At 63.4% G+C, this 17184-nt stretch carries 20 protein-coding genes; 12 read left to right on the top strand and 8 right to left on the bottom strand.

Annotated features, from left to right (window positions below; all coding sequences use genetic code 11):
• Nucleotides 1-10: 10 nt before the first annotated feature.
• Complete coding sequence (locus EB235_RS29280; protein WP_027033911.1) at nt 11-1015, bottom strand: BMP family lipoprotein; 1005 nt, start codon at nt 1013-1015, stop codon at nt 11-13.
• A 255-nt stretch (nt 1016-1270) separates the two neighbouring features.
• Between EB235_RS29280 and EB235_RS29275 the strand changes: the two genes are divergently transcribed.
• Both EB235_RS29275 and EB235_RS29270 read left to right on the top strand, forming a co-directional pair.
• Nucleotides 1271-1855: an amino acid synthesis family protein gene (locus EB235_RS29275; RefSeq protein WP_027033912.1), complete on the top strand. Its 585-nt coding sequence runs from the start codon at nt 1271-1273 to the stop codon at nt 1853-1855.
• Complete coding sequence (locus EB235_RS29270; RefSeq protein WP_027033913.1) at nt 1852-2436, top strand: amino acid synthesis family protein; 585 nt, start codon at nt 1852-1854, stop codon at nt 2434-2436. The genes EB235_RS29275 and EB235_RS29270 overlap by 4 nt, the downstream gene beginning before the upstream one ends.
• 87 nt (nt 2437-2523) lie before the next feature.
• Here the strand turns inward: EB235_RS29270 and EB235_RS29265 are convergent, their stop codons facing one another.
• Nucleotides 2524-2814, bottom strand: coding sequence for a DUF1330 domain-containing protein (locus tag EB235_RS29265; RefSeq protein ID WP_027033914.1), 291 nt, complete (start codon nt 2812-2814; stop codon nt 2524-2526).
• A gap of 62 nt (nt 2815-2876) precedes the next feature.
• Between EB235_RS29265 and EB235_RS29260 the strand changes: the two genes are divergently transcribed.
• Nucleotides 2877-3335, top strand: a complete 459-nt coding sequence (locus EB235_RS29260) for a MarR family winged helix-turn-helix transcriptional regulator (protein ID WP_027033915.1) — start codon at nt 2877-2879, stop codon at nt 3333-3335.
• Nucleotides 3336-3377: 42 nt separating this feature from the next.
• Here the strand turns inward: EB235_RS29260 and EB235_RS29255 are convergent, their stop codons facing one another.
• From EB235_RS29255 to EB235_RS29245, 3 genes are read right to left on the bottom strand one after another with little or no spacing between them, the layout of a single operon-like run.
• Entirely contained in the window at nt 3378-4571 is a 1194-nt protein-coding gene (locus tag EB235_RS29255) for an amidohydrolase family protein (protein WP_027033916.1), read from the bottom strand.
• A 43-nt stretch (nt 4572-4614) separates the two neighbouring features.
• A complete protein-coding gene (locus tag EB235_RS29250) occupies nt 4615-5157 on the bottom strand; it encodes a MarR family winged helix-turn-helix transcriptional regulator (protein ID WP_027033917.1) in 543 nt (180 codons plus the stop codon).
• A 46-nt stretch (nt 5158-5203) separates the two neighbouring features.
• The gene (locus EB235_RS29245; protein ID WP_027033918.1) at nt 5204-5848 is read right to left on the bottom strand and encodes a cysteine hydrolase family protein; all 645 of its coding nucleotides are present in this window, start codon (nt 5846-5848) and stop codon (nt 5204-5206) included.
• 234 nt (nt 5849-6082) lie between these two features.
• Between EB235_RS29245 and EB235_RS29240 the strand changes: the two genes are divergently transcribed.
• Together EB235_RS29240 and EB235_RS29235 are read left to right on the top strand one after the other, a co-directional pair.
• Nucleotides 6083-6937: an NAD-dependent epimerase/dehydratase family protein gene (locus tag EB235_RS29240; RefSeq protein WP_027033919.1), complete on the top strand. Its 855-nt coding sequence runs from the start codon at nt 6083-6085 to the stop codon at nt 6935-6937.
• Nucleotides 6934-7740: an SDR family NAD(P)-dependent oxidoreductase gene (locus tag EB235_RS29235; RefSeq protein ID WP_027033920.1), complete on the top strand. Its 807-nt coding sequence runs from the start codon at nt 6934-6936 to the stop codon at nt 7738-7740. Before EB235_RS29240 ends, EB235_RS29235 begins: the two co-directional genes overlap by 4 nt.
• A 37-nt stretch (nt 7741-7777) precedes the next feature.
• On the opposite strand, the gene EB235_RS29230 is transcribed toward EB235_RS29235, so the two are convergent.
• The gene (locus tag EB235_RS29230; protein WP_027033921.1) at nt 7778-9061 is read right to left on the bottom strand and encodes an NAD(P)/FAD-dependent oxidoreductase; all 1284 of its coding nucleotides are present in this window, start codon (nt 9059-9061) and stop codon (nt 7778-7780) included.
• Between the two features lie 296 nt (nt 9062-9357).
• Between EB235_RS29230 and EB235_RS29225 the strand changes: the two genes are divergently transcribed.
• The 7 genes from EB235_RS29225 (at nt 9358) to EB235_RS29195 (ending at nt 16294) form a co-directional block, all read left to right on the top strand.
• Nucleotides 9358-10131: an SDR family NAD(P)-dependent oxidoreductase gene (locus EB235_RS29225; protein ID WP_027033922.1), complete on the top strand. Its 774-nt coding sequence runs from the start codon at nt 9358-9360 to the stop codon at nt 10129-10131.
• 82 nt (nt 10132-10213) lie between these two features.
• On the top strand, nt 10214-11536 hold the full coding sequence (gene hisD, locus EB235_RS29220; protein ID WP_027033923.1) for a histidinol dehydrogenase: 1323 nt from the start codon (nt 10214-10216) through the stop codon (nt 11534-11536).
• Between the two features lie 15 nt (nt 11537-11551).
• On the top strand, nt 11552-12577 hold the full coding sequence (locus EB235_RS29215; RefSeq protein ID WP_027033924.1) for a zinc-dependent alcohol dehydrogenase: 1026 nt from the start codon (nt 11552-11554) through the stop codon (nt 12575-12577).
• A 32-nt stretch (nt 12578-12609) separates the two neighbouring features.
• Nucleotides 12610-13341 (top strand): histidine utilization repressor, encoded by a 732-nt coding sequence (hutC, locus tag EB235_RS29210; protein ID WP_027033925.1) that lies wholly within the window; start codon nt 12610-12612, stop codon nt 13339-13341.
• 260 nt (nt 13342-13601) lie between these two features.
• Nucleotides 13602-14609 (top strand): ABC transporter substrate-binding protein, encoded by a 1008-nt coding sequence (locus tag EB235_RS29205; protein ID WP_027033926.1) that lies wholly within the window; start codon nt 13602-13604, stop codon nt 14607-14609.
• Between the two features lie 28 nt (nt 14610-14637).
• Entirely contained in the window at nt 14638-15501 is an 864-nt protein-coding gene (locus EB235_RS29200) for an ABC transporter permease (protein WP_027033927.1), read from the top strand.
• Between the two features lie 10 nt (nt 15502-15511).
• A complete protein-coding gene (locus tag EB235_RS29195; RefSeq protein WP_027033928.1) occupies nt 15512-16294 on the top strand; it encodes an ABC transporter ATP-binding protein in 783 nt (260 codons plus the stop codon).
• 74 nt (nt 16295-16368) lie between these two features.
• Here the strand turns inward: EB235_RS29195 and EB235_RS29190 are convergent, their stop codons facing one another.
• Nucleotides 16369-16707: a hypothetical protein gene (locus EB235_RS29190; protein WP_032926047.1), complete on the bottom strand. Its 339-nt coding sequence runs from the start codon at nt 16705-16707 to the stop codon at nt 16369-16371.
• Between the two features lie 112 nt (nt 16708-16819).
• Complete coding sequence (locus EB235_RS29185; protein ID WP_027033929.1) at nt 16820-17155, bottom strand: hypothetical protein; 336 nt, start codon at nt 17153-17155, stop codon at nt 16820-16822.
• Between the last annotated feature and the right edge of the window lie 29 nt (nt 17156-17184).

Raw genomic sequence — 17184 nt, 5'->3', positions numbered from 1 at the left:
TGTTGCTGGCTCACTTCGCCTTGGCGATCACGATCTTGCCGTCGAGGATGCCCTTCTTGATCTCGTCCAGCTTGCTGGTCACGTCAGCCGGGATCTTGGAGGCGATGTCGTCGCAGACCTTGAACTCGACGCCGCCCGATGCCAGGTCGAACGTGCGGGTGCCGGCGGTGACCTTGTGGCCGCCGACCTCGTCCTTGATCAGCGTGTAGACGGCGATGTCGCCGCGCTTCAGCATGCTGCCGAGCACGTTTCCGGGCGCCGTGCCGCACATGTCGATATCGACGCCGATCGAATATTTGTCGGCGGCGGCACTGGCCTGCATGACGCCTTCACCGGTCGGGCCGGCAACGTTGTAGACGATGTCGGAACCCTGGCCGTAAAGCGCCTGGGCAAGCTCGCTGCCCTTGGCCGGATCGTCGAAGGTGCCGGCGAAGACGGAGTTCACCTTCACATCGGGTGCAGCGTATTTGGCGCCTTGTTCGTATCCGCCGAGGAAGTTGCGGATCACCGGAATATCGCGGCCGCCGACGAAGCCGATTGCCTTGCCGTCGCCGATCTTGGGAAATTCGCTGCCCTTGGCCTCGATCATGCTGGCCAGCGCGCCGGCGACGAAGGAGCCCTGTTCCTCAGCGAAGTTGGCGTAGATCATGTTGGGATTGTCGAGCACGCCATCGATGAAGACGAAGCGCTGGTCAGGATATTCCTTGCTGACCTTCTGCAGCGAATCCACCAGCTCCCAGCCCATCACGAAGATGAGGTCGTACTGCTTGCCCTTGGCGAGGTTTTCAAACTGCTCCTGGTAGTCCAGAGCGCGATTGCCGGTGTCGACCAGTTTGAGGTCGATGCCGAAATCGGTCTTGGCCTTGTTGAGGCCGTTGACGATAGAAACGCCAAAACCCTGCGCGAAATATCCCGAGATGGCGGCCACGGAAACCTTGGTCTGTGCGGCGGCCGATCCCAACGAAATGGCAAGCATCGTGCCGGCCAGACATAAACTCTTGAGCGCCCTTGTCATGTTATTCCCCTTCAGCTTTTTTCAGCTTTTGAAGCCACGCCTTGACCATCCCCATATGTCGCCGGAATGTCGGCGAGTTCGTTGATGGTCATATGAGTTTAGGAGCGGCTAAACAGGCTGTCAATCGTCCTCCGATGGAGTTTTCTTAGGCCCGTCCTCCGCATCCTCCACCGCGCCGCTTGACAAATATCGACGATCCATAATTGTTGGTACTCTAACGAGTTTTCACGAACGACGGGTCGAAGGATACGCGCAATGCCAGCTGTGGTGGTCAGGAAATTTCTGGTCCAGGTCGAGGAGATCTTCCATGAGGGCGGTCCGCCCGCGGCACGCCCGCCCAAGCGTGGCGCGATCGTTGCCGTCATCGCCAACCCATTTGCCGGGCGTTACGTCGAAGAGATCACCGGCTTCATGGAGGATCTGAAGCCGCTCGGCCTCGAAATGGCGCGGCGCCTGATCGATGCCATGGGCGACGGCGTCGCCGCCGTCGAAGGCTATGGCAAGGGTGCCATCGTCGGTGCCGCCGGCGAGCTTGAACATGGCGCACTGTGGCACAATCCGGGCGGCTACGCGATGCGCGAACTTCTCGGCGACGCCAAGGCGATCGTCCCCTCGACCAAGAAGGTCGGCGGCCCCGGAACACGCATCGACATTCCGATCACCCACATCAACGCCTCCTATGTGCGCAGTCATTTCGACGCGATCGAAATCGGCGTTGGCGATGCGCCGCGCAGCGACGAGATGGCGGTCATCCTGGCGATGACCACCGGCGCGCGCGTTCACGCGCGGGTCGGCGGCCTGGCGGCGGCCGACATCAAGGGCGAGGACGGATTGCGATGAGCATGGACATCCGCCGCATCATCACCATCGTCGAGGAAACCCGGATCGAAGGCGGTCGCCCTGTCGATCCGCCGACGCGGCGAGCTGCGGCGATCGCGGTGATCCGCAACCCTTATGCCGGCACATTCGTCGAGGATCTGTCGGCGTTGAGCGCCATCGGCGAAGCGTTGGGCGATATCTTGCCCAGGCGGGCCGTCGCTGCGCTAGGCATTGCCGGCGATCAGGTCGAGAGCTTCGGCAAGGCAGCCGCCGTCGGCGCCGACGGTGAGCTTGAACATGCCGCGGCCATCCTACATCCCAAGCTCGGCGCCCCGTTCCGCGATGTGCTGGGCAAGGGTGCCGCGCTCATTCCCTCATCGAAGAAGCGCGGCGGCCTCGGCGTGCCGCTCGACATACCGCTCGGCCACAAGGACGCGGCGCGGGTGCGCAGCCATTTCGACGGCATGGAGGTCCGTGTTGCCGATGCACCGCGTGCCGACGAGATCGTCGTCGCCATCGCAGTCACCGATTCCGGCCGGCCGCACCCGCGCGTCGGCGGGCTCACCAAGGAAAGGATTATCGGCGAGGACGGCGTCAGCTAGGGGGACGCCGATATTCAGGTGATGCCGCCTGCAAACCGTGGTTCCCTGCGCTTCCGGTGCTCGAAATGATGCAGCTTGAGGGCGTTTTTAGCGGGTTTCGACTATGAACATCCGCGCCTCTTGGGCTTCCCGGCGCTCGGCCTTGATTGGCGCGTATCTCTCGGAATTGTAGAACGCTAGCGCTTGGGCGAGGGTTGCAAACTCAAACACGCCGGCCATCGGGAGCGGCTCGTCCTCGCCCTCAAGAACCTGCGTAACAAGGCCGAAATGTAAAATGCGCCCGCCGGCCTCTTGCAGAGCCTCTTGAAAGCGTGGAGCGACAGCCGCCTGTTTGGCGGCGTCGATGACACGCAGATTGATATGCACGTACGCCGGCATGGAACTCTCCTAATAATGCATATACAGTATTCTTGAGGGGCGAAATTGTCTAGAAGGCGGACGTGAGCGGTTTTGACCCGGAAACGTTGAAAGGCGTCGCGGCGGAGTGTCCGGGCTTTCAGGCTCGTGCGACGGCGCGTGCGGTCACGCGCTACTACAACGCCTGCTTCAAACCGCTCGGGCTGACAGCCGAGCAGTTCAGCCTTCTCGTGGGCATCGGAGCGGTTGAGGGAACGACACTCGTCGACCTTGCGAACAGCGCGGGAGTCGACCCGACGACCCTAAGCCGAAATCTTCAGAACTTGGAAGGGCGACGTCTGGTGCATTCAAAGGGCGGACGCGGCCGCTTGGGAAAGCAGATTGGCCTGACAATATCCGGGCGCAGGCTTATCGTCGATGCGCTCCCGTTGTGGAATTTGGCTAAAGCGGAACTGTCCAGTCGCTTGGGCAAAGAAAAACTGCGTTCCGCCAGCAAGCTAATGGCCGAACTGGCCGAGGCAGCAAAAACGTCGCGTGCATAACGGCTCGTCGTGACCTGAACCTCAACATACCTTGAAACGTCGTCAGCCCGGGACAACTTCCGGCACCCGCATCGCCGGCGGAGTGTTGCGGCTGCGGCCGGTCCGCACCTCGCCGTCGATGACAACCATGCCGATGCCCGGCAAATTGCCGAGCGCGACGCTGTCGAGCAGCCCGTCACCGGCGCCGCCGATCGCTTGATCGATGAAGATCAGGTCGGCGGCGCGGCCGACCTCGATGATGCCGCGGTCAGCCAGCCCGCGCACGCGCGCCGTGTTGCCGCCGGCAAGACAGAACGCCACTTCCGGCGCGATACCGCCCAGCGAGGCCAGCATGGTCAGCGTCCTCAAAATGCCGAGCGGCTGCACGCCCGATCCTGCCGGGCTGTCGGTGCCGAGGACGATGCGCGAAAGTTCGCCGCGCTGCCTCGCCAGGTCGAGCACGAACAGGCCGGTGCGCAGATTGCCGTTATGGACGATTTCCAGCGCGCGCGAGCCGTTTTCGCAGATCTGCCGGATCTCGGCTTCGGGGAGCGCCGTCGGTCCGCCGTTGACGTGCGCAACGATATCGGCATCGACCTCCAGCACGACATCCGCACCGATGCGGCCGGAGCCGGGCAGGGACGGGCCGCCGGTGTGGGTCATCGAGGTCATGCCGTATTTGCGCGCCCAGGCGATCATCTGCCGGCCGGTTGGACCATCCTTGACGCCGCCAAGCCCAACCTCGCCGATAAGCGTCACCCCGGCCTCGGCGAGGTATCGGAAGTCGTCCTCGGTGAGGCCGGGCTCCAGGATGGGCGCGCCGGCCAGGATCTTCATGCCGTTGGGGCGGAAGTTGGAGAAGGTCCGCTGCGCCGCGATCGCCAGTGCCTTCAGCCCGACCAGGTCGCGCGGGCGGCCCGGCGTGTGGACCTCACCCGCCGAGATGATCGTGGTGACGCCGCCATGCACGGTCGAATCCATCCAGCCGATCTGGTTCTGCCGTGGCGTCCAGTCGCCAGCCACCGGATGGGCATGGTTGTCGATAAGCCCCGGTGCGACCGCGCAGCCCATCGCATCGATGATTGTTGCTGCGTTGCCGCTGTCGACGTCATCAGCCTTGCCAATGCCTGATATGCGCCCGTCGGTCACGACGATGGTGTCGGCATCGATGATCGGTTGGCCGAGGTCACCGCTCAGCATGAGGCCGATATTGCGGACGACGAGCGTGCTGGCAGACGACTTGGGGTCGGACGACATTGGGTCTCATCTCTACTGGTATGGAAAAGGGCCTGGACGCGGCTTACTTGCCGCCGTAGCCATTCGATGGGTCGTCGTCATTGATGCGCTTGAGCAGGCGCAGCAACGTCGCCTGTTCGCTGGGTGACAGCGGCGACAGGAAGCGCCGTCCGACCTCGACGCTGCGTTCGAGCCGCTCGAGCGTGTACTCGGTCCCTTTTTCGGTCAGCGCGATCATCGACAGGCGCTGGTCTGTGTCGGAGGCGCTGCGCGTGATCAGGCCGTGCTTGAGCAGCTTGCGCATGACGATGCTGATGGTGGACGGGTCCATCGCCGTCAGCCGGCCGAGATGGTTCTGCGAGACTTCGCCGTGTTTGAGGATCGTGGCAAGGGCCGCGAACTGGGTCGGCGAAAGGTCTTCGCCAGCCATGACCTGCTGGAAACGCAGCGTCGCGCGCTGATGCGCCTTGCGGATGACGTGCGCAGGATGCTCGTCCAACGCGTATCCGGTCCCGGCGTATCGCTCCAGCACCTGCTCGCGGCTCAGTGGTTCTGCATTGCCGCGCTTCAGTGCCGGGCTTTTCGTTGATTTCTTTTCGGTCGTCAAACCGGACTCCTATTGCCTGTCTCGGATGCCGCCGGCTCTGGATAGCTCAAGCCGCGACCTCGGTCGGTTGCAGTGACGCTCCATCGCGAAGGGCAGCAACCACATCAGCCGAATTGCTCACCACGCCGAAATGCGTCGCTATGTCGTAGAGCGAGCTTTCCTGCTCGCGCGGTCCGGTCGCGGCGCAGCAATCGCTCGGCACCACCACCTCATAGCCCTGGAAAAAGGCGTCGTGGACTGTGGAGCGCACGCAAATGTTGGTGACCACGCCGAAGATGACCAACTGGTCGACCTGCATATCCCTAAGCGTCAGGTCGAGGTCGGTCTGAAAGAAGGCCGAGTAGCGACGCTTGATGACATGGATCTCGTCATCGCGGGCGCCGAGATCCTCGATGATCTCAGGTCCCCAGCTTCCTTCCAGGCAATGCGGCGTGCGCTTGACCCATTCGCGCTCGCGGCGCATGCCCGGCCGGTGCGCATCGTGAACCCAGATCACCGGGACACCGCGCGCGCGCGCCGCCTCAATGACGGCCAGTTGCGGGCCGACCAGCGTCTCATATCCAGGCAGGACCATGGCCCCGCCGGGTTTGCAGAACTCGTTGACCATATCGATGACGATAATGGCTGCGCGTTGCGGATCAAGGCGCACCGCGTCGTCGTGCCGATGTGAGGAAAAAACGTCCACCGCCATGGCGATCTCCTTTGGTCGATCGTTGATGCTCATACAAAAAACCCTGGCGGATGCCAAGTCAATCCCGTTCGACGCAAAGCTGTGACCGTCGGCCTTGCGCACGCCGCTCGCACAAGCGTATGCGCTATTTGTCCAGCGCGAAATGGCCTTGACAAGGGTCGGCAACCATGTGCTCGATTTGTATGACCATCAATGATATCCAAGCCTCTGTGCTTGCGAGCCGAGGGCCGTGATATGAAGACGATTGTCACCGGAGCCAGTGGCCTTCTTGGCCGCCATGTCGCCGAGGCTTTGCTTGCTGCCGGCCATGACGTGCTGGGCATCGATACTGTAGCGCCGGTCAGCGGTGCATGGCGGCACGCCACAGCCGATCTGACCGATCTGGGGTCAACCCTGCAGCTGGTGCGCGACTGCGATGCCGTCGTGCATGTCGCGGCCATTCCGCGACCGACCGGGCGGGCCGGCGGCGAGGTGTTCAGCACCAATATCGCGACCGCCTACAATGTCGTCGAGGCCGCCGCCATGGCTGGCGCCAGGCGCTTCGTCTATGCCTCGTCCTTCAGCGTCTTCGGCTATCCCTTCTTCGAGAAGGCGGTCATTCCGCCCTATCTGCCGGTCGACATGGAGCATCCGGTCGGCGCGCAGGATCCATACGGCCTGTCGAAATGGCTGGGCGAGGAAATCGTCGACGCAGCGGTGCGCCGCGGCGCCTGTTCGGCGGTCAGCATCCGCATGCCATGGATCCAGACGCCGGGCTCTTTCTTCGAGGGCGTGGGTCCGCGCCGCGCCACCGCCGACAGCGCCCGCGACCTCTGGGCCTATCTCGACGCGCGCGATGCCGGGCAGGGCTTCTTGCGGGCGCTCGAATGGAAAGGCGGCGGCCATCTGCGCGTCCTGCTCAGCGCTGCCGATACCTTCATGGAGGAGGAAACCGAGGCGCTTGTGCGTCGGGTCTATCCTGATGTCGCCCTGTCGCGGCCGATCGCCGGTTTCGGCTCCGTCCTCGACACGGTCCATGCGCGCGAGACGATCGGCTTCGAACCACAGTATTCATGGCGTTCCTATCCAAAGCCGGAGACCGAGGGATGAAAAGGTTCGACCAGAAAAAGGTCCTTGTCACCGGCGCCGCCGGCGCCATTGGCGGCGCCGCGGTCCGGCGTTTCCTCGAGGAAGGCGCGCGCGTTGCCATTGTCGACCGCAACGGCGCGGCCGCGCGTGAACTGGCGCGCGCTCTCGGCGACGATACCATCGTCATCGAAGCCGACGTCACCGACGAGCAGAGTGTAGGCGACGCAGTCGCAACCACCGTCGAGACATTCGGCGGGCTGGATGTGGTGTTCAACAATGCCGGCATTTCCGGCGTCGTCGCTCCCGTGCACGAACTGCCGGTCGAGGACTGGGACACCATCATCCGCATCAATCTGCGCGGCATCTTCCTCGTCCTGCAGGCGTCGCTTCGGGCGATGATCAAGTCCGGGACCGGTGGCTCCATTGTTAATATGGGTTCGTCCATGGCCGGTTGGGATGTCTTGTCCGGCGGCGCCGGCTATGTCGCCTCCAAACATGGCGTGGTCGGCCTGACGCGGGTCGCGGCGCTCGATGCCGCGCCTTATGGCATCCGCGTCAATGCCATCTGCCCCGGCGTGATCGAGACGACGCTCGGCGTGCCGGCGTCCGGCGACGGCGATTTCAAGAGCAGTGTCCAGCATTTCGCCGACCGGATTCCGCTTCGCCGCATCGGCCAACCGGACGATGTCGCCGCCGCGGTGGCGTTCCTCGCCTCGGATGAGGCAAGACACGTCACCGGTGTCGACTGGCTGATCGACGGCGGCCAGACTTTGCAGAGCTGGGCCAACGCACCGGCCGGCGACGCGTTTCCGAAGTATCGTTAGGAAGGCTTAAGGCCCGTCAGGACGGCAGCTCTGGGCGTCAGAGGCCGAAACGGTCCTTCAGCCGCCCGGAAAGGATCGCGGCCTTCACCCCGACTGGCCAGAAGCGGTGAAACCGGATTGGCTTCAGCGGCGATATCGGCATGGGAAATGGCGACGTCTCGTCGCCGCGCAGGCGCTGCGCCAGGGCGGCGCCCATTGCCGAGGCCATGGCAACGCCACGGCCATTGTAACCAAGGCAGATCAGCACGCCGTCTTCCGGCTCGTGAATGTGCAGAAGATGATCCTTGGTGATCGCAACCCGGCCGTTCCAGGCATGTGTCCAGCGTGTTCCCGCAAGTGCTGGCCAGAGCCGCAGCGCATAGTCGGTGAGGTAGCGGATGGCGGAAGCATTTTCGATGGGTTTCATCGGTCCGCGGCCACCCATGAGCAGGCGCCTCTCGGCGTCGATGCGGTAGTACACCGTGATGTAGCCGGATTCGTAGACGACGGGTCTTTGAGGGAGAATCGAGGCCGCTACTGTAGGCGCAAGCGGTTCGGTCGCGGCAATCGCGCTGAACACCGGAACCAGGGACTGCTCCAGGCCCGGCCACAGGGCTCCGGTGTAGCCGTTGGTCGCGATAAGAACCTTCTCGGCGCTGACGGAGCCGCTCGCGGTTTTGAGGAGCCATCGTCCGGCATCCCTGCGCAGCGAGAGAACTTCGCTGCCGCCAAAAATCCGCGCACCGGCGCTCTGCGCGGCGGCGGCCAGGCCAATTGTGTATTTCAAGGGATGGAGGTCGCCGCCGCGGGCGTCGAACATGCCTGAAATGTAGCGGTCGGCTCCGGTTCGCGCCGCCATCGCCCGTGCATCCAGCATGCTGACCGGCATTCCCCGCCGTTCGCATTGCTCGACCGTGGTCCGCACCGCGGCTTCTGGCTTTGGCCGGATCGCCGCGCGTATGGTGCCGTTCTGCCGCGCCTCGCAGGCGATCGACAGGCGCCTGATGAGACCGAAAGTGAAATCCGGCGCGCCATAGGAGAAATCGATCATCCGCGGCCCAAGCTCAGGGCCGAACATCGCCTCGATCGTGTCGGGATCGTATTTGAGGCCGGGATTGACCTGGCCGCCATTCCTGCCCGACGCACCCCAGCCTGGCTGGCGGGCCTCGAGCACGGCAACGTCGTGGCCGGCTTCCGCCAGATGCAAGGCGGTGGAAAGGCCGGTGAAGCCGCCGCCGACAATGGCGACCCTTGCCCGCTGCGCGCCGGCAAGGGCGGGGTAGCTGCCGGTGGCGCCCGCCGTTTCACGGTAGAGGCTTTTGGGCGGGTTGCTTTCAAGCATGTTGGGCATTGTCGCTGCGACCGAAAGCAATGCAAATCAGAAAGGCCGGGCTGAAGCCATCGGGCGAAAGGGGAAGCGCCACCTGCGGGAAACTCCATGTGGGAACGGCAGACCGTCCAATATCGTGCCGGGTGCGTGCCAGGCAATTCAGCACGGCTTTCGGGAAATCACAACAGTTGCGACAGGCTCATAAAACGACACCACCATCGCGCTCAAAGTTGTTTGTACATGCTTGTATATGTAAGTCGGTCTGATAGTCTCGGCGTAACGGAGCCGAAGCGGCCAAGGAGGATCACATGCGCAACGCTTCTCTGTTCGACCTCTCCGGCAGGAAAGCGCTGGTCACCGGCGCCAGCCGTGGCATTGGGCGCAGCATCGCCGAGGCGCTGAGCGCAGCCGGCGCCGACGTCGCGGTCACCGCGCGCAGCCTGGCCTCCCTCGATGACACGACAGCGGCCATACGCGCGGCCGGCGGGGTGGCGCATGCCGTTGCCCTCGAGGTCACCGATGTCGGCCGCTGCCGGACGGCCATCACCGAGGCTGCCGGCCTGCTTGGCGGTCTCGACATCCTCGTCAACAATGCCGGGATGGAAGAGGTCCGGCCTTCGCTCGATGTCGATGAGGCGCTGTGGGACCGGATCGTCGACACCAATCTCAAGGGAGCCTTCTTCTGCGCCCAGGCCGCGGCACGGCAGATGCGGGACGCCGGGCGATCAGGCGCCATCATCAACTTATGCTCGCTGACTTCCGAAGTCGGCATTCCGACCGCTGTGCCTTATGGCTCGTCGAAGTCGGGCCTGCTCGGCATGACGCGGGCGCTGGCGGCCGAGTGGGCCGATCTCGGCATCAGGGTCAACGCCATCGCCCCGGGCTATTTCAGGACGGCGATGACTGACGTGTTCTACAGCAACGAGGCATGGCAGCAGTCGATGCTGGCGAAGATACCGCAGCATCGTTTCGGCGATCTCCGCGACCTGCACGGTGTCGCCGTGTTCCTTGCTTCGGATGCGGCAGCCTACATAACCGGCCAGTCCATTCCGGTGGACGGCGGCTTCCTGGCATCGATTTGAGGCGGCCCGCCATAGGTTCGAAATCAAAATCTTCCGCACTATGACCGGCCGGCACGCTGCGTTCCAACAAAGAGGAATACCCATGTCCGACATCAGCTTCCACGATCTGTCTTCCCTCGATGCCACCCAGCGGGCCAATTTGCTGAAACGCGCCGAGGGTGATCTGTCGGTTTTCGTCGAAAAGGTCCGCCCGATCATTCAGGCCGTCAGGGACGAGGGCGACGCCGCGCTGATCCGTTTCGCCAGGGAACTCGACAAGGCCAACGTCGCCGAAGGCGGGCTGAAGGTGTCGGAAGCCGAGTTCGATGCGGCCTTTGACAAGGTCGAAAAGGATGTCGTCGAAAGCATCGGCTTCGGCATCGACAACATCCGGCGTTTCCATGAGGAGCAGAAGCCAGAGACGATGTGGCTCAAGGAAGTCCGGCCGGGCGCCTATGCCGGCGACCGATACACGCCGATCGCTTCCGTCGCGCTTTACGTGCCGCGCGGCAAGGGCGCCTTTCCGTCGGTGACGATGATGACGTCGGTCCCGGCTGTCATCGCCGGCGTGCCGCAGATCGCCATCGTGACGCCACCGACATCGGACGGTTCGGTGGATGCGGCGACGCTGGTTGCCGCTCGCCTTGCCGGCGTGCACACCGTCTACAAATGCGGCGGCGCCCAGGCTGTTGCCGCCGTTGCGTATGGCACCGAGACGGTGAAGCCAGCGCTCAAGATCGTCGGCCCCGGTAGTCCATGGGTGGTGGCGGCCAAGAGCGTCCTGTCCTCGATCATCAACACCGGTCTTCCGGCCGGCCCGTCGGAAGCCATCATCTTTGCCGATGACAGTGTCGATGGCGGCCTTGCCGCGCTCGACCTGTTGATTGAAGCCGAGCACGGGCCGGATTCCTCGGCCTATCTGGTGACGCACAGCCGCAAGGTTGCCGAAGCTGCACTCGCCGCACTTCCCGAACACTGGTCGCGCATGACCGAACAGCGCGTGGAGTTCTCGCGCGCGGTGCTGACCGGCAAGCGAGGCGGCATCGTGCTGACCGCGTCGCTGGAAGACAGCTACCGCTTCATCAACGACTATGCCCCCGAACATCTGGAGATCCTGTCGAAGGAGCCATTCGCGCATCTCGGGCACATCACAGAAGCGGCTGAAATCCTCATGGGCCCGCACACGCCGGTGACGCTGGCCAACTTCGTCCTCGGGCCTAATGCGGTGCTGCCGACCAGCCGCTGGGCGCGAACCTATGGGCCGCTCTCGGTGACGGATTTCGTCAAGCGCTCGTCGGTCGGCTATGTCACTTCGGCCGCCTATCCTGAACTGGCGATGCACGCCCGCAGGCTCGCCCGCTACGAGGGCTTCAGCTCGCATGAGAACGCGGTCTCGGAAATCCGAGACCACTACCTCGCCGGCTGAACGGAGACGAATGCGATGAAGGCGGTACGGCTTTATGGACAAGGCGATCTGCGGGTGGAGGAGATTGCTTCGCCGGGCGCGCCGGATGCCGGCTGGGTGAAGCTCAGGGTCGATGCCGCCGGCATTTGCGGTTCGGACCTGCACAATTTCCGCACCGGCCAATGGATAAGCCGGTCGCCTTCGACGGCCGGCCATGAGCTGACCGGGACCGTGGTCGCGCTCGGCGCGGGCGTCGACACCGTCGCCGTCGGCGACAGGGTAGTTGCGGATTCCCGCTTCTGGTGCGGAGAGTGCGCGCAATGCCGTGCCGGCAGGCGCCATCTCTGCGCGTCGCTGGGCTTCGTCGGCGAAGTCTGCGACGGCGGCTTCGCCGAACAGGCGGTGTTGCCCGCGCGTCTGCTGCATGTCATCGATGCGGCGATTGACGAATGTGTCGCGGCAATGGCGGAACCGCTTGCCGTGGCGCTGCACGCGGTGCGGCGTCTGCCGAAGACGGCAGGCTCCGTGCTGGTCGTCGGCTGCGGGCCGATCGGCGGTCTTGCCGCGTTGCTGTTATCTAGAACATTCGCCGGTACCGTGCTTGTCGCCGACCGCAACCAGGCGCGCTCTGCCCGCGTGGCGCGGGTAACCGGCGCAAAAATTGTCGACCTCGACCGCGATGCCATTGCCGCCGCAACCGGCAATACACCTTTGCTGGCGGCTATCGAGGCGACCGGCAGCATCGCGGCGTTCACTCAGTTGCTCGGCGTTCTCGATTCCGGCAGCGCGGTGGCGATGGTAGGCATCTTCCATGGCCGTCTCGACATCGACCCCAACCTCCTGGTCGAACGCGAGATCGCGTTGCTGGGATGCCATGCCTTCGCCGACGAACTGCCCGATGCCATCGAGATGCTGGGGGAACTGAGCGAACCGCTGCTCGCCTTGATCGATCGCGAGATCGGTCTCGGGGAGGTTCCCGTTGCCTATGAGCGGCTGTTGGCGGGGGAGAGCGACGGCTTGAAAACAATCATCCGCATGCGGCAACCTGTTGAGCCGGCGTGATTTCCGATAAATTGCCGGGAAGGACTGTTGAAATGATCGATTTGCCCGATACGGCGAGCCCTCTCTACGAGAAGGTGAAGGACTACATCCTGACCAACATCGGATCGGGCCGGTGGGGCAAGGATCGCAAGCTGCCCTCCGAGAATGAGCTGGTGGTTTCGCTGGGTGTGTCGCGGATGACGGTTCACCGGGCCTTGCGGGAACTGACCACGGCGGGATTCCTGATCCGGCTGCAAGGTGTCGGCACGTTCATCGCGCCGCCCCGGCCGCAATCGACGCTGATCGAGATCAACAACATCGCAGCCGAGATCATCGGGCGCGGCAACAGGCATCGTTCCGAAGTCCTTGTGCTCGAAACCGTCATGCCGACGAAGGAGCTCGCGCTGTCGTTCGAGTTCCCCAAGCGCGCCTCGATCTACCACTCCGTCGTCGTCAATTTCGAGAACGATTTGCCGGTGCAACTGGAGGAGCGCTTCGTCAATCCGAGCCTGATCCCCGACTACGACAAGCAGGATTTTTCGACGACGGCGACCTATGACTACCTCATGCAGAAGACCCCGGTGACCGAGGTCGAGCACATCATCTCCGCGATCCCGGCCGACGCCGAGACGGCACGGCATCTGAACATTGATGTCGGCAGCTGCTGCCTGTTTCTGCACCGTCGCACATGGACGGGCGCGGTTGTGGCGACGATCAGCAAGCTGACCTATGCCGGCAGCCGTTACTCGCTCGGCAGCCGCTATTCCCCCTCCAGAACCAACTGACGGCAACAGGCGAATGCGTGGCGGATGGCGGGACGCTGATGGGTCGGATCGACAGGAATTTGTGCCAGCCCAACTTGTATATGCATGTATGTATTTCAGCCTTGACATCCGCTCCCGCTGACGCTGAAATATCTCTGCACTTCACCATGAAGTGGTGGGCAAGACGCCGAGGCACCGTGCCGCAAGAGCGCAAACCCGCAGTCTCACCGGACCGGATGCCTGGGTAAAAAAGCGGTCTGATCATCAAGGGGAACACGATGATGCGTAACCTAGCAGGACAATTTCGCGCGCTCATGATGGCCGCTGCCATCGGGCTCGCCGCCGCTCCAGCGGCCCACGCCGCCGATGCGGCCATTCCCACGACGCCCGAGGCCGGATCGTTCAAGATTGGCATCGAGCCTTGGCTTGGATATGGCCAGTGGCATGTCGCCGACGCCAAGGGCCTGTTCAAGGCAAACGGTCTGTCGGATGTTCAGATCGTCAATTTCGCCGAGGACAAGGACATCAACGCCGCTTTGGCCAGCGGCCAGCTCGACGCGGCCAACATCGCGACCCACACAGCGATGGGCATGGTGGCGGCCGGCCTGCCGGTGAAGATCGTGCTGCTGCTTGATGTTTCGATGACGGCCGATGCCATCATCGCCGGCAAGGACGTCACCTCCATCAAGGACCTCAAGGGCAAACAGGTTGCTTTCGAGGAAGGCACGACGAGCGACATCCTGCTCAAATACGCGCTCGCCAAGAACGGCATGTCGATCGACGATGTGAAAGCCGTTCCGATGCCGGCGTCCGACGCCGGCGGCGCGCTGATCGCGGGCCAGGTGCCGGTCGCCGTCACCTACGAGCCATACCTCACCGTCGCCATGGCGCAAAACAAGGACGTCAAGCTGCTGTTCACCGCCGGCGAGGATCCCGGCCTGATCAGCGACGTGCTGGTGGTGCGTGACGAGGTGATCAAGTCGCGGCCCGGCCAGGTGCTGGCCATGATTAAGAGCTGGGACGCAGCGCTCAAGGATTACAATGCCGACACGCCTGGTGGCCGCGCCATCATCGCCAAGGCCGTCGGTTCCGACGTCAAGGACCTCAACACCGCTTTCGACGGCGTGCGCTACTATTCGCTCGCCGAAAACAAGACGGCGCTCACCGGCGATTTCACCACCAAGACATTCGCCGATGTCGAGGCCGCCGCCAAGAACGCCAAGCTGCTGCAGGCCGATGTGACGCCCGAGCAGATGATCGACCCGTCCTTCGTCAAGGCAGCCGAATGACAAAGCCCGGATCGCGGTGGTGACGCAGATGTCCGCAGAGCCTCCCGCGAAAACCGGCTTGGCGCGCCCCGCGCCAAAGGCGGCCACCAAGCAGGCCAGGCGCCGCCGATCCTCCGGGATCGGCGTGCCAATCCCCAGGTCTCGTTTCCTGATGATCGCGGTGGCTGTCTTTGTCGGGCTTGGCCTTGCCTGGTGGGCGGCGACCGGGCTGGAATGGGTGAAGCCGATCTTCCTGCCGTCGCCCGGCAGCGTCGCGACCCAGATCGCCAAGCTCGCTACGGACGGCACACTGTGGGTGGACCTCACGGCCTCGGCGTACCGCATTTCCATCGGCTTCCTCATCGCCTCGGCGCTGTCGATACCGATTGGCGTGCTGATCGGCAGTTTCCGCTCCTGGGAGGCTGGTATCGAGCCGCTGGTGGATTTCATCCGCTACATGCCAGTTGTCGCTTTCGTGCCGCTGTCCATCTTGTGGGCCGGTACCGGCGATACGCAGAAATTCCTGATCATTTTCATCGGCACCTTCTTCCAGCAGGTGCTGATGATCATGGACAATGTGAAACGGGTTCCCGCCGATTTCATCGGCCTTGGCCGCACGCTGGGCCTGCCGGATCGCAAGATCCTGACGCGCATCGTCGTGCCCAGTGCCTTGCCGGGCATCTGGGATACGCTGCGCATCAGCCTGGGCTGGGCATGGACCTGGCTGGTGCTGGCCGAACTCGTCGCGGCGACGTCCGGGTTGGGCTATCGCATCACCGTGTCGCAGCGCTATTTCCAGACCAACACCATCATCGGCTACATCCTGCTCTTGGGCCTGCTCGGTCTGATCACCGATCAGGTCATGAAAGCTCTGGAAAAGGTGCTCTTCCGGCAGGATGGCCATTCGCAATGAGGAACCGCCGATGACTGTTCCCAAATTGCGCATCGCCGGTCTCGACAAGAGCTTCGGCGCAGGAGAGCGGCGCACGGAGGTGCTGCGCGACATCAACCTCGATCTTGCCGACAATGAGTTCGTCTCGCTGGTCGGCACGTCGGGCTGCGGCAAGAGCACGCTCTTGTCGATCGTCGCCGGGCTGCAGGATTTCGATGCCGGCGATCTCAGCATCGATGGCGCGCCGATCCTGCAGCCGGGCCTCGACCGTGGCGTCGTCTTCCAGTCCTACACGTTGCTTCCCTGGCTGACGGCGCGGCAGAACATCGAGTTTGCCCTCAAGGCCGCTGGCTACGATCGCGCGGCCTGTCGCGAGATCGCGCTGAAGCATCTTGACCTCGTCAAGCTGTCGCAAAGCGCCGACCGCTATCCGTCTGAGCTGTCGGGCGGCATGAAGCAGCGCGTCGCCATCGCGCGCGCGCTTTCCTATCGGCCCAAGATGCTGCTGATGGACGAGCCCTTTGGCGCGCTCGATGCCTTGACCCGGCATCAGATGCAGGAACTGCTGACCCAGATCTGGGAAGAGCACAGGCTGACCGTGCTGTTCGTCACCCATGATGTCGAGGAGGCGGTCTATCTGTCGGACCGGATCGTCGTCATGGGCATCGGCCCGGGACGCATCATGCAGACCTTCAACGTCGACATCGAGCGGCCGCGCCGGGAAGAGGTCATGGAAACCCCGGCCTTCATGGATTTGCAGCGCGGCGTTCACAAGGCGATCCGCGAGGCGTCAAGACGTCCCGAAATGGCGTAGGGTCAGGCGCGCAAACGTTGCTAATCCCGACGGAGCCGTGGCACCCGAACGCGGGTGCCACGGCCGGATAGGGATCAGAGGATTCCAAACGGACCATAATAGGAGCGGTATGGGGCACACAGCCCGAGCGCCAGCTGAACTGGGCCGCAATAGTCATCATAGTAGCCGCCATAATAGCCGCCACGCCAGCCGCCACCAGCCCAATGGCGGCCATGTCCATAACTGCGGCGGAAGGCGTATCTATGCCCACCACCGAAATTGCGGCCACTGAACTGGCCGCCGCGGAAATGGCCCATGGCATGGCCGCCGCTGTTGTGCCTGACGAAGGCGGCGTCGGCCGTGGTCGCGAATGAAGTCATGCCTGCTGCCAAGGCCAGCACCACCGAGCTTGCGAATACGAATTGCCGTTTCATGAGCGTTACTCCACTTTGTTCTGCGACACTGCGCATGGGAGAAAAACGGCCTCCTTGCTGCACACGTTACTTCACGAAATCGGGACGGAGAGCTGCGCGCCGTGGTCAGCCATCAGGGGCCATGGGGACCGCACAGGTCGAGCGTCCAGGCGATGGTCCCGCAGGAGTCGCCGACGTAGCCACGGTAACTGCCATAGCCATTGTAGTAGCTGTCCATCCAGCCATTATCCCCGGTCGAATTGTCGGCGGTCCAACCGCGGTCGATCCAATTGCCACCGTTTGCGTGTCCGCCGTGCGCGGCGTGCGCATGGCCGCCACCACTATGGGCGGCGGTGTAGTGGACGAAATGGTGCCTGACGACAGCGGCATCCGCGACGGTTGCAAACGGGATCGCGCTCGTGGCCAAGGCCAGCACGACAGAACTGATGAATACGAGTTGCCTTTTCATGGGAATGTCTCCTTTCCGCTCCAGAGATA

It is taken from the genome of Mesorhizobium loti R88b (assembly GCF_013170845.1).
Lineage (GTDB): Bacteria > Pseudomonadota > Alphaproteobacteria > Rhizobiales > Rhizobiaceae > Mesorhizobium > Mesorhizobium loti_B.
The sequence above is the reverse complement of the archived record's forward strand: the minus strand, read 5'-3'. Positions and strand labels throughout refer to the sequence as shown.

Coding starts and splice junctions, on each gene's coding strand:
- EB235_RS29195 (WP_027033928.1), top strand. CDS start 15,512: ATGACTGTTCCCAAATTGCGCATCGCCGGTCTCGACAAGAGCTTCGGC.
- EB235_RS29245 (WP_027033918.1), bottom strand. CDS start 5,848: ATGGCGGTGGACGTTTTTTCCTCACATCGGCACGACGACGCGGTGCGC.
- EB235_RS29225 (WP_027033922.1), top strand. CDS start 9,358: ATGCGCAACGCTTCTCTGTTCGACCTCTCCGGCAGGAAAGCGCTGGTC.
- EB235_RS29275 (WP_027033912.1), top strand. CDS start 1,271: ATGCCAGCTGTGGTGGTCAGGAAATTTCTGGTCCAGGTCGAGGAGATC.
- hutC (WP_027033925.1), top strand. CDS start 12,610: ATGATCGATTTGCCCGATACGGCGAGCCCTCTCTACGAGAAGGTGAAG.
- EB235_RS29270 (WP_027033913.1), top strand. CDS start 1,852: ATGAGCATGGACATCCGCCGCATCATCACCATCGTCGAGGAAACCCGG.
- EB235_RS29205 (WP_027033926.1), top strand. CDS start 13,602: ATGCGTAACCTAGCAGGACAATTTCGCGCGCTCATGATGGCCGCTGCC.
- EB235_RS29240 (WP_027033919.1), top strand. CDS start 6,083: ATGAAGACGATTGTCACCGGAGCCAGTGGCCTTCTTGGCCGCCATGTC.
- hisD (WP_027033923.1), top strand. CDS start 10,214: ATGTCCGACATCAGCTTCCACGATCTGTCTTCCCTCGATGCCACCCAG.
- EB235_RS29280 (WP_027033911.1), bottom strand. CDS start 1,015: ATGACAAGGGCGCTCAAGAGTTTATGTCTGGCCGGCACGATGCTTGCC.
- EB235_RS29230 (WP_027033921.1), bottom strand. CDS start 9,061: ATGCTTGAAAGCAACCCGCCCAAAAGCCTCTACCGTGAAACGGCGGGC.
- EB235_RS29265 (WP_027033914.1), bottom strand. CDS start 2,814: ATGCCGGCGTACGTGCATATCAATCTGCGTGTCATCGACGCCGCCAAA.
- EB235_RS29190 (WP_032926047.1), bottom strand. CDS start 16,707: ATGAAACGGCAATTCGTATTCGCAAGCTCGGTGGTGCTGGCCTTGGCA.
- EB235_RS29255 (WP_027033916.1), bottom strand. CDS start 4,571: ATGTCGTCCGACCCCAAGTCGTCTGCCAGCACGCTCGTCGTCCGCAAT.
- EB235_RS29215 (WP_027033924.1), top strand. CDS start 11,552: ATGAAGGCGGTACGGCTTTATGGACAAGGCGATCTGCGGGTGGAGGAG.
- EB235_RS29200 (WP_027033927.1), top strand. CDS start 14,638: ATGTCCGCAGAGCCTCCCGCGAAAACCGGCTTGGCGCGCCCCGCGCCA.
- EB235_RS29185 (WP_027033929.1), bottom strand. CDS start 17,155: ATGAAAAGGCAACTCGTATTCATCAGTTCTGTCGTGCTGGCCTTGGCC.
- EB235_RS29235 (WP_027033920.1), top strand. CDS start 6,934: ATGAAAAGGTTCGACCAGAAAAAGGTCCTTGTCACCGGCGCCGCCGGC.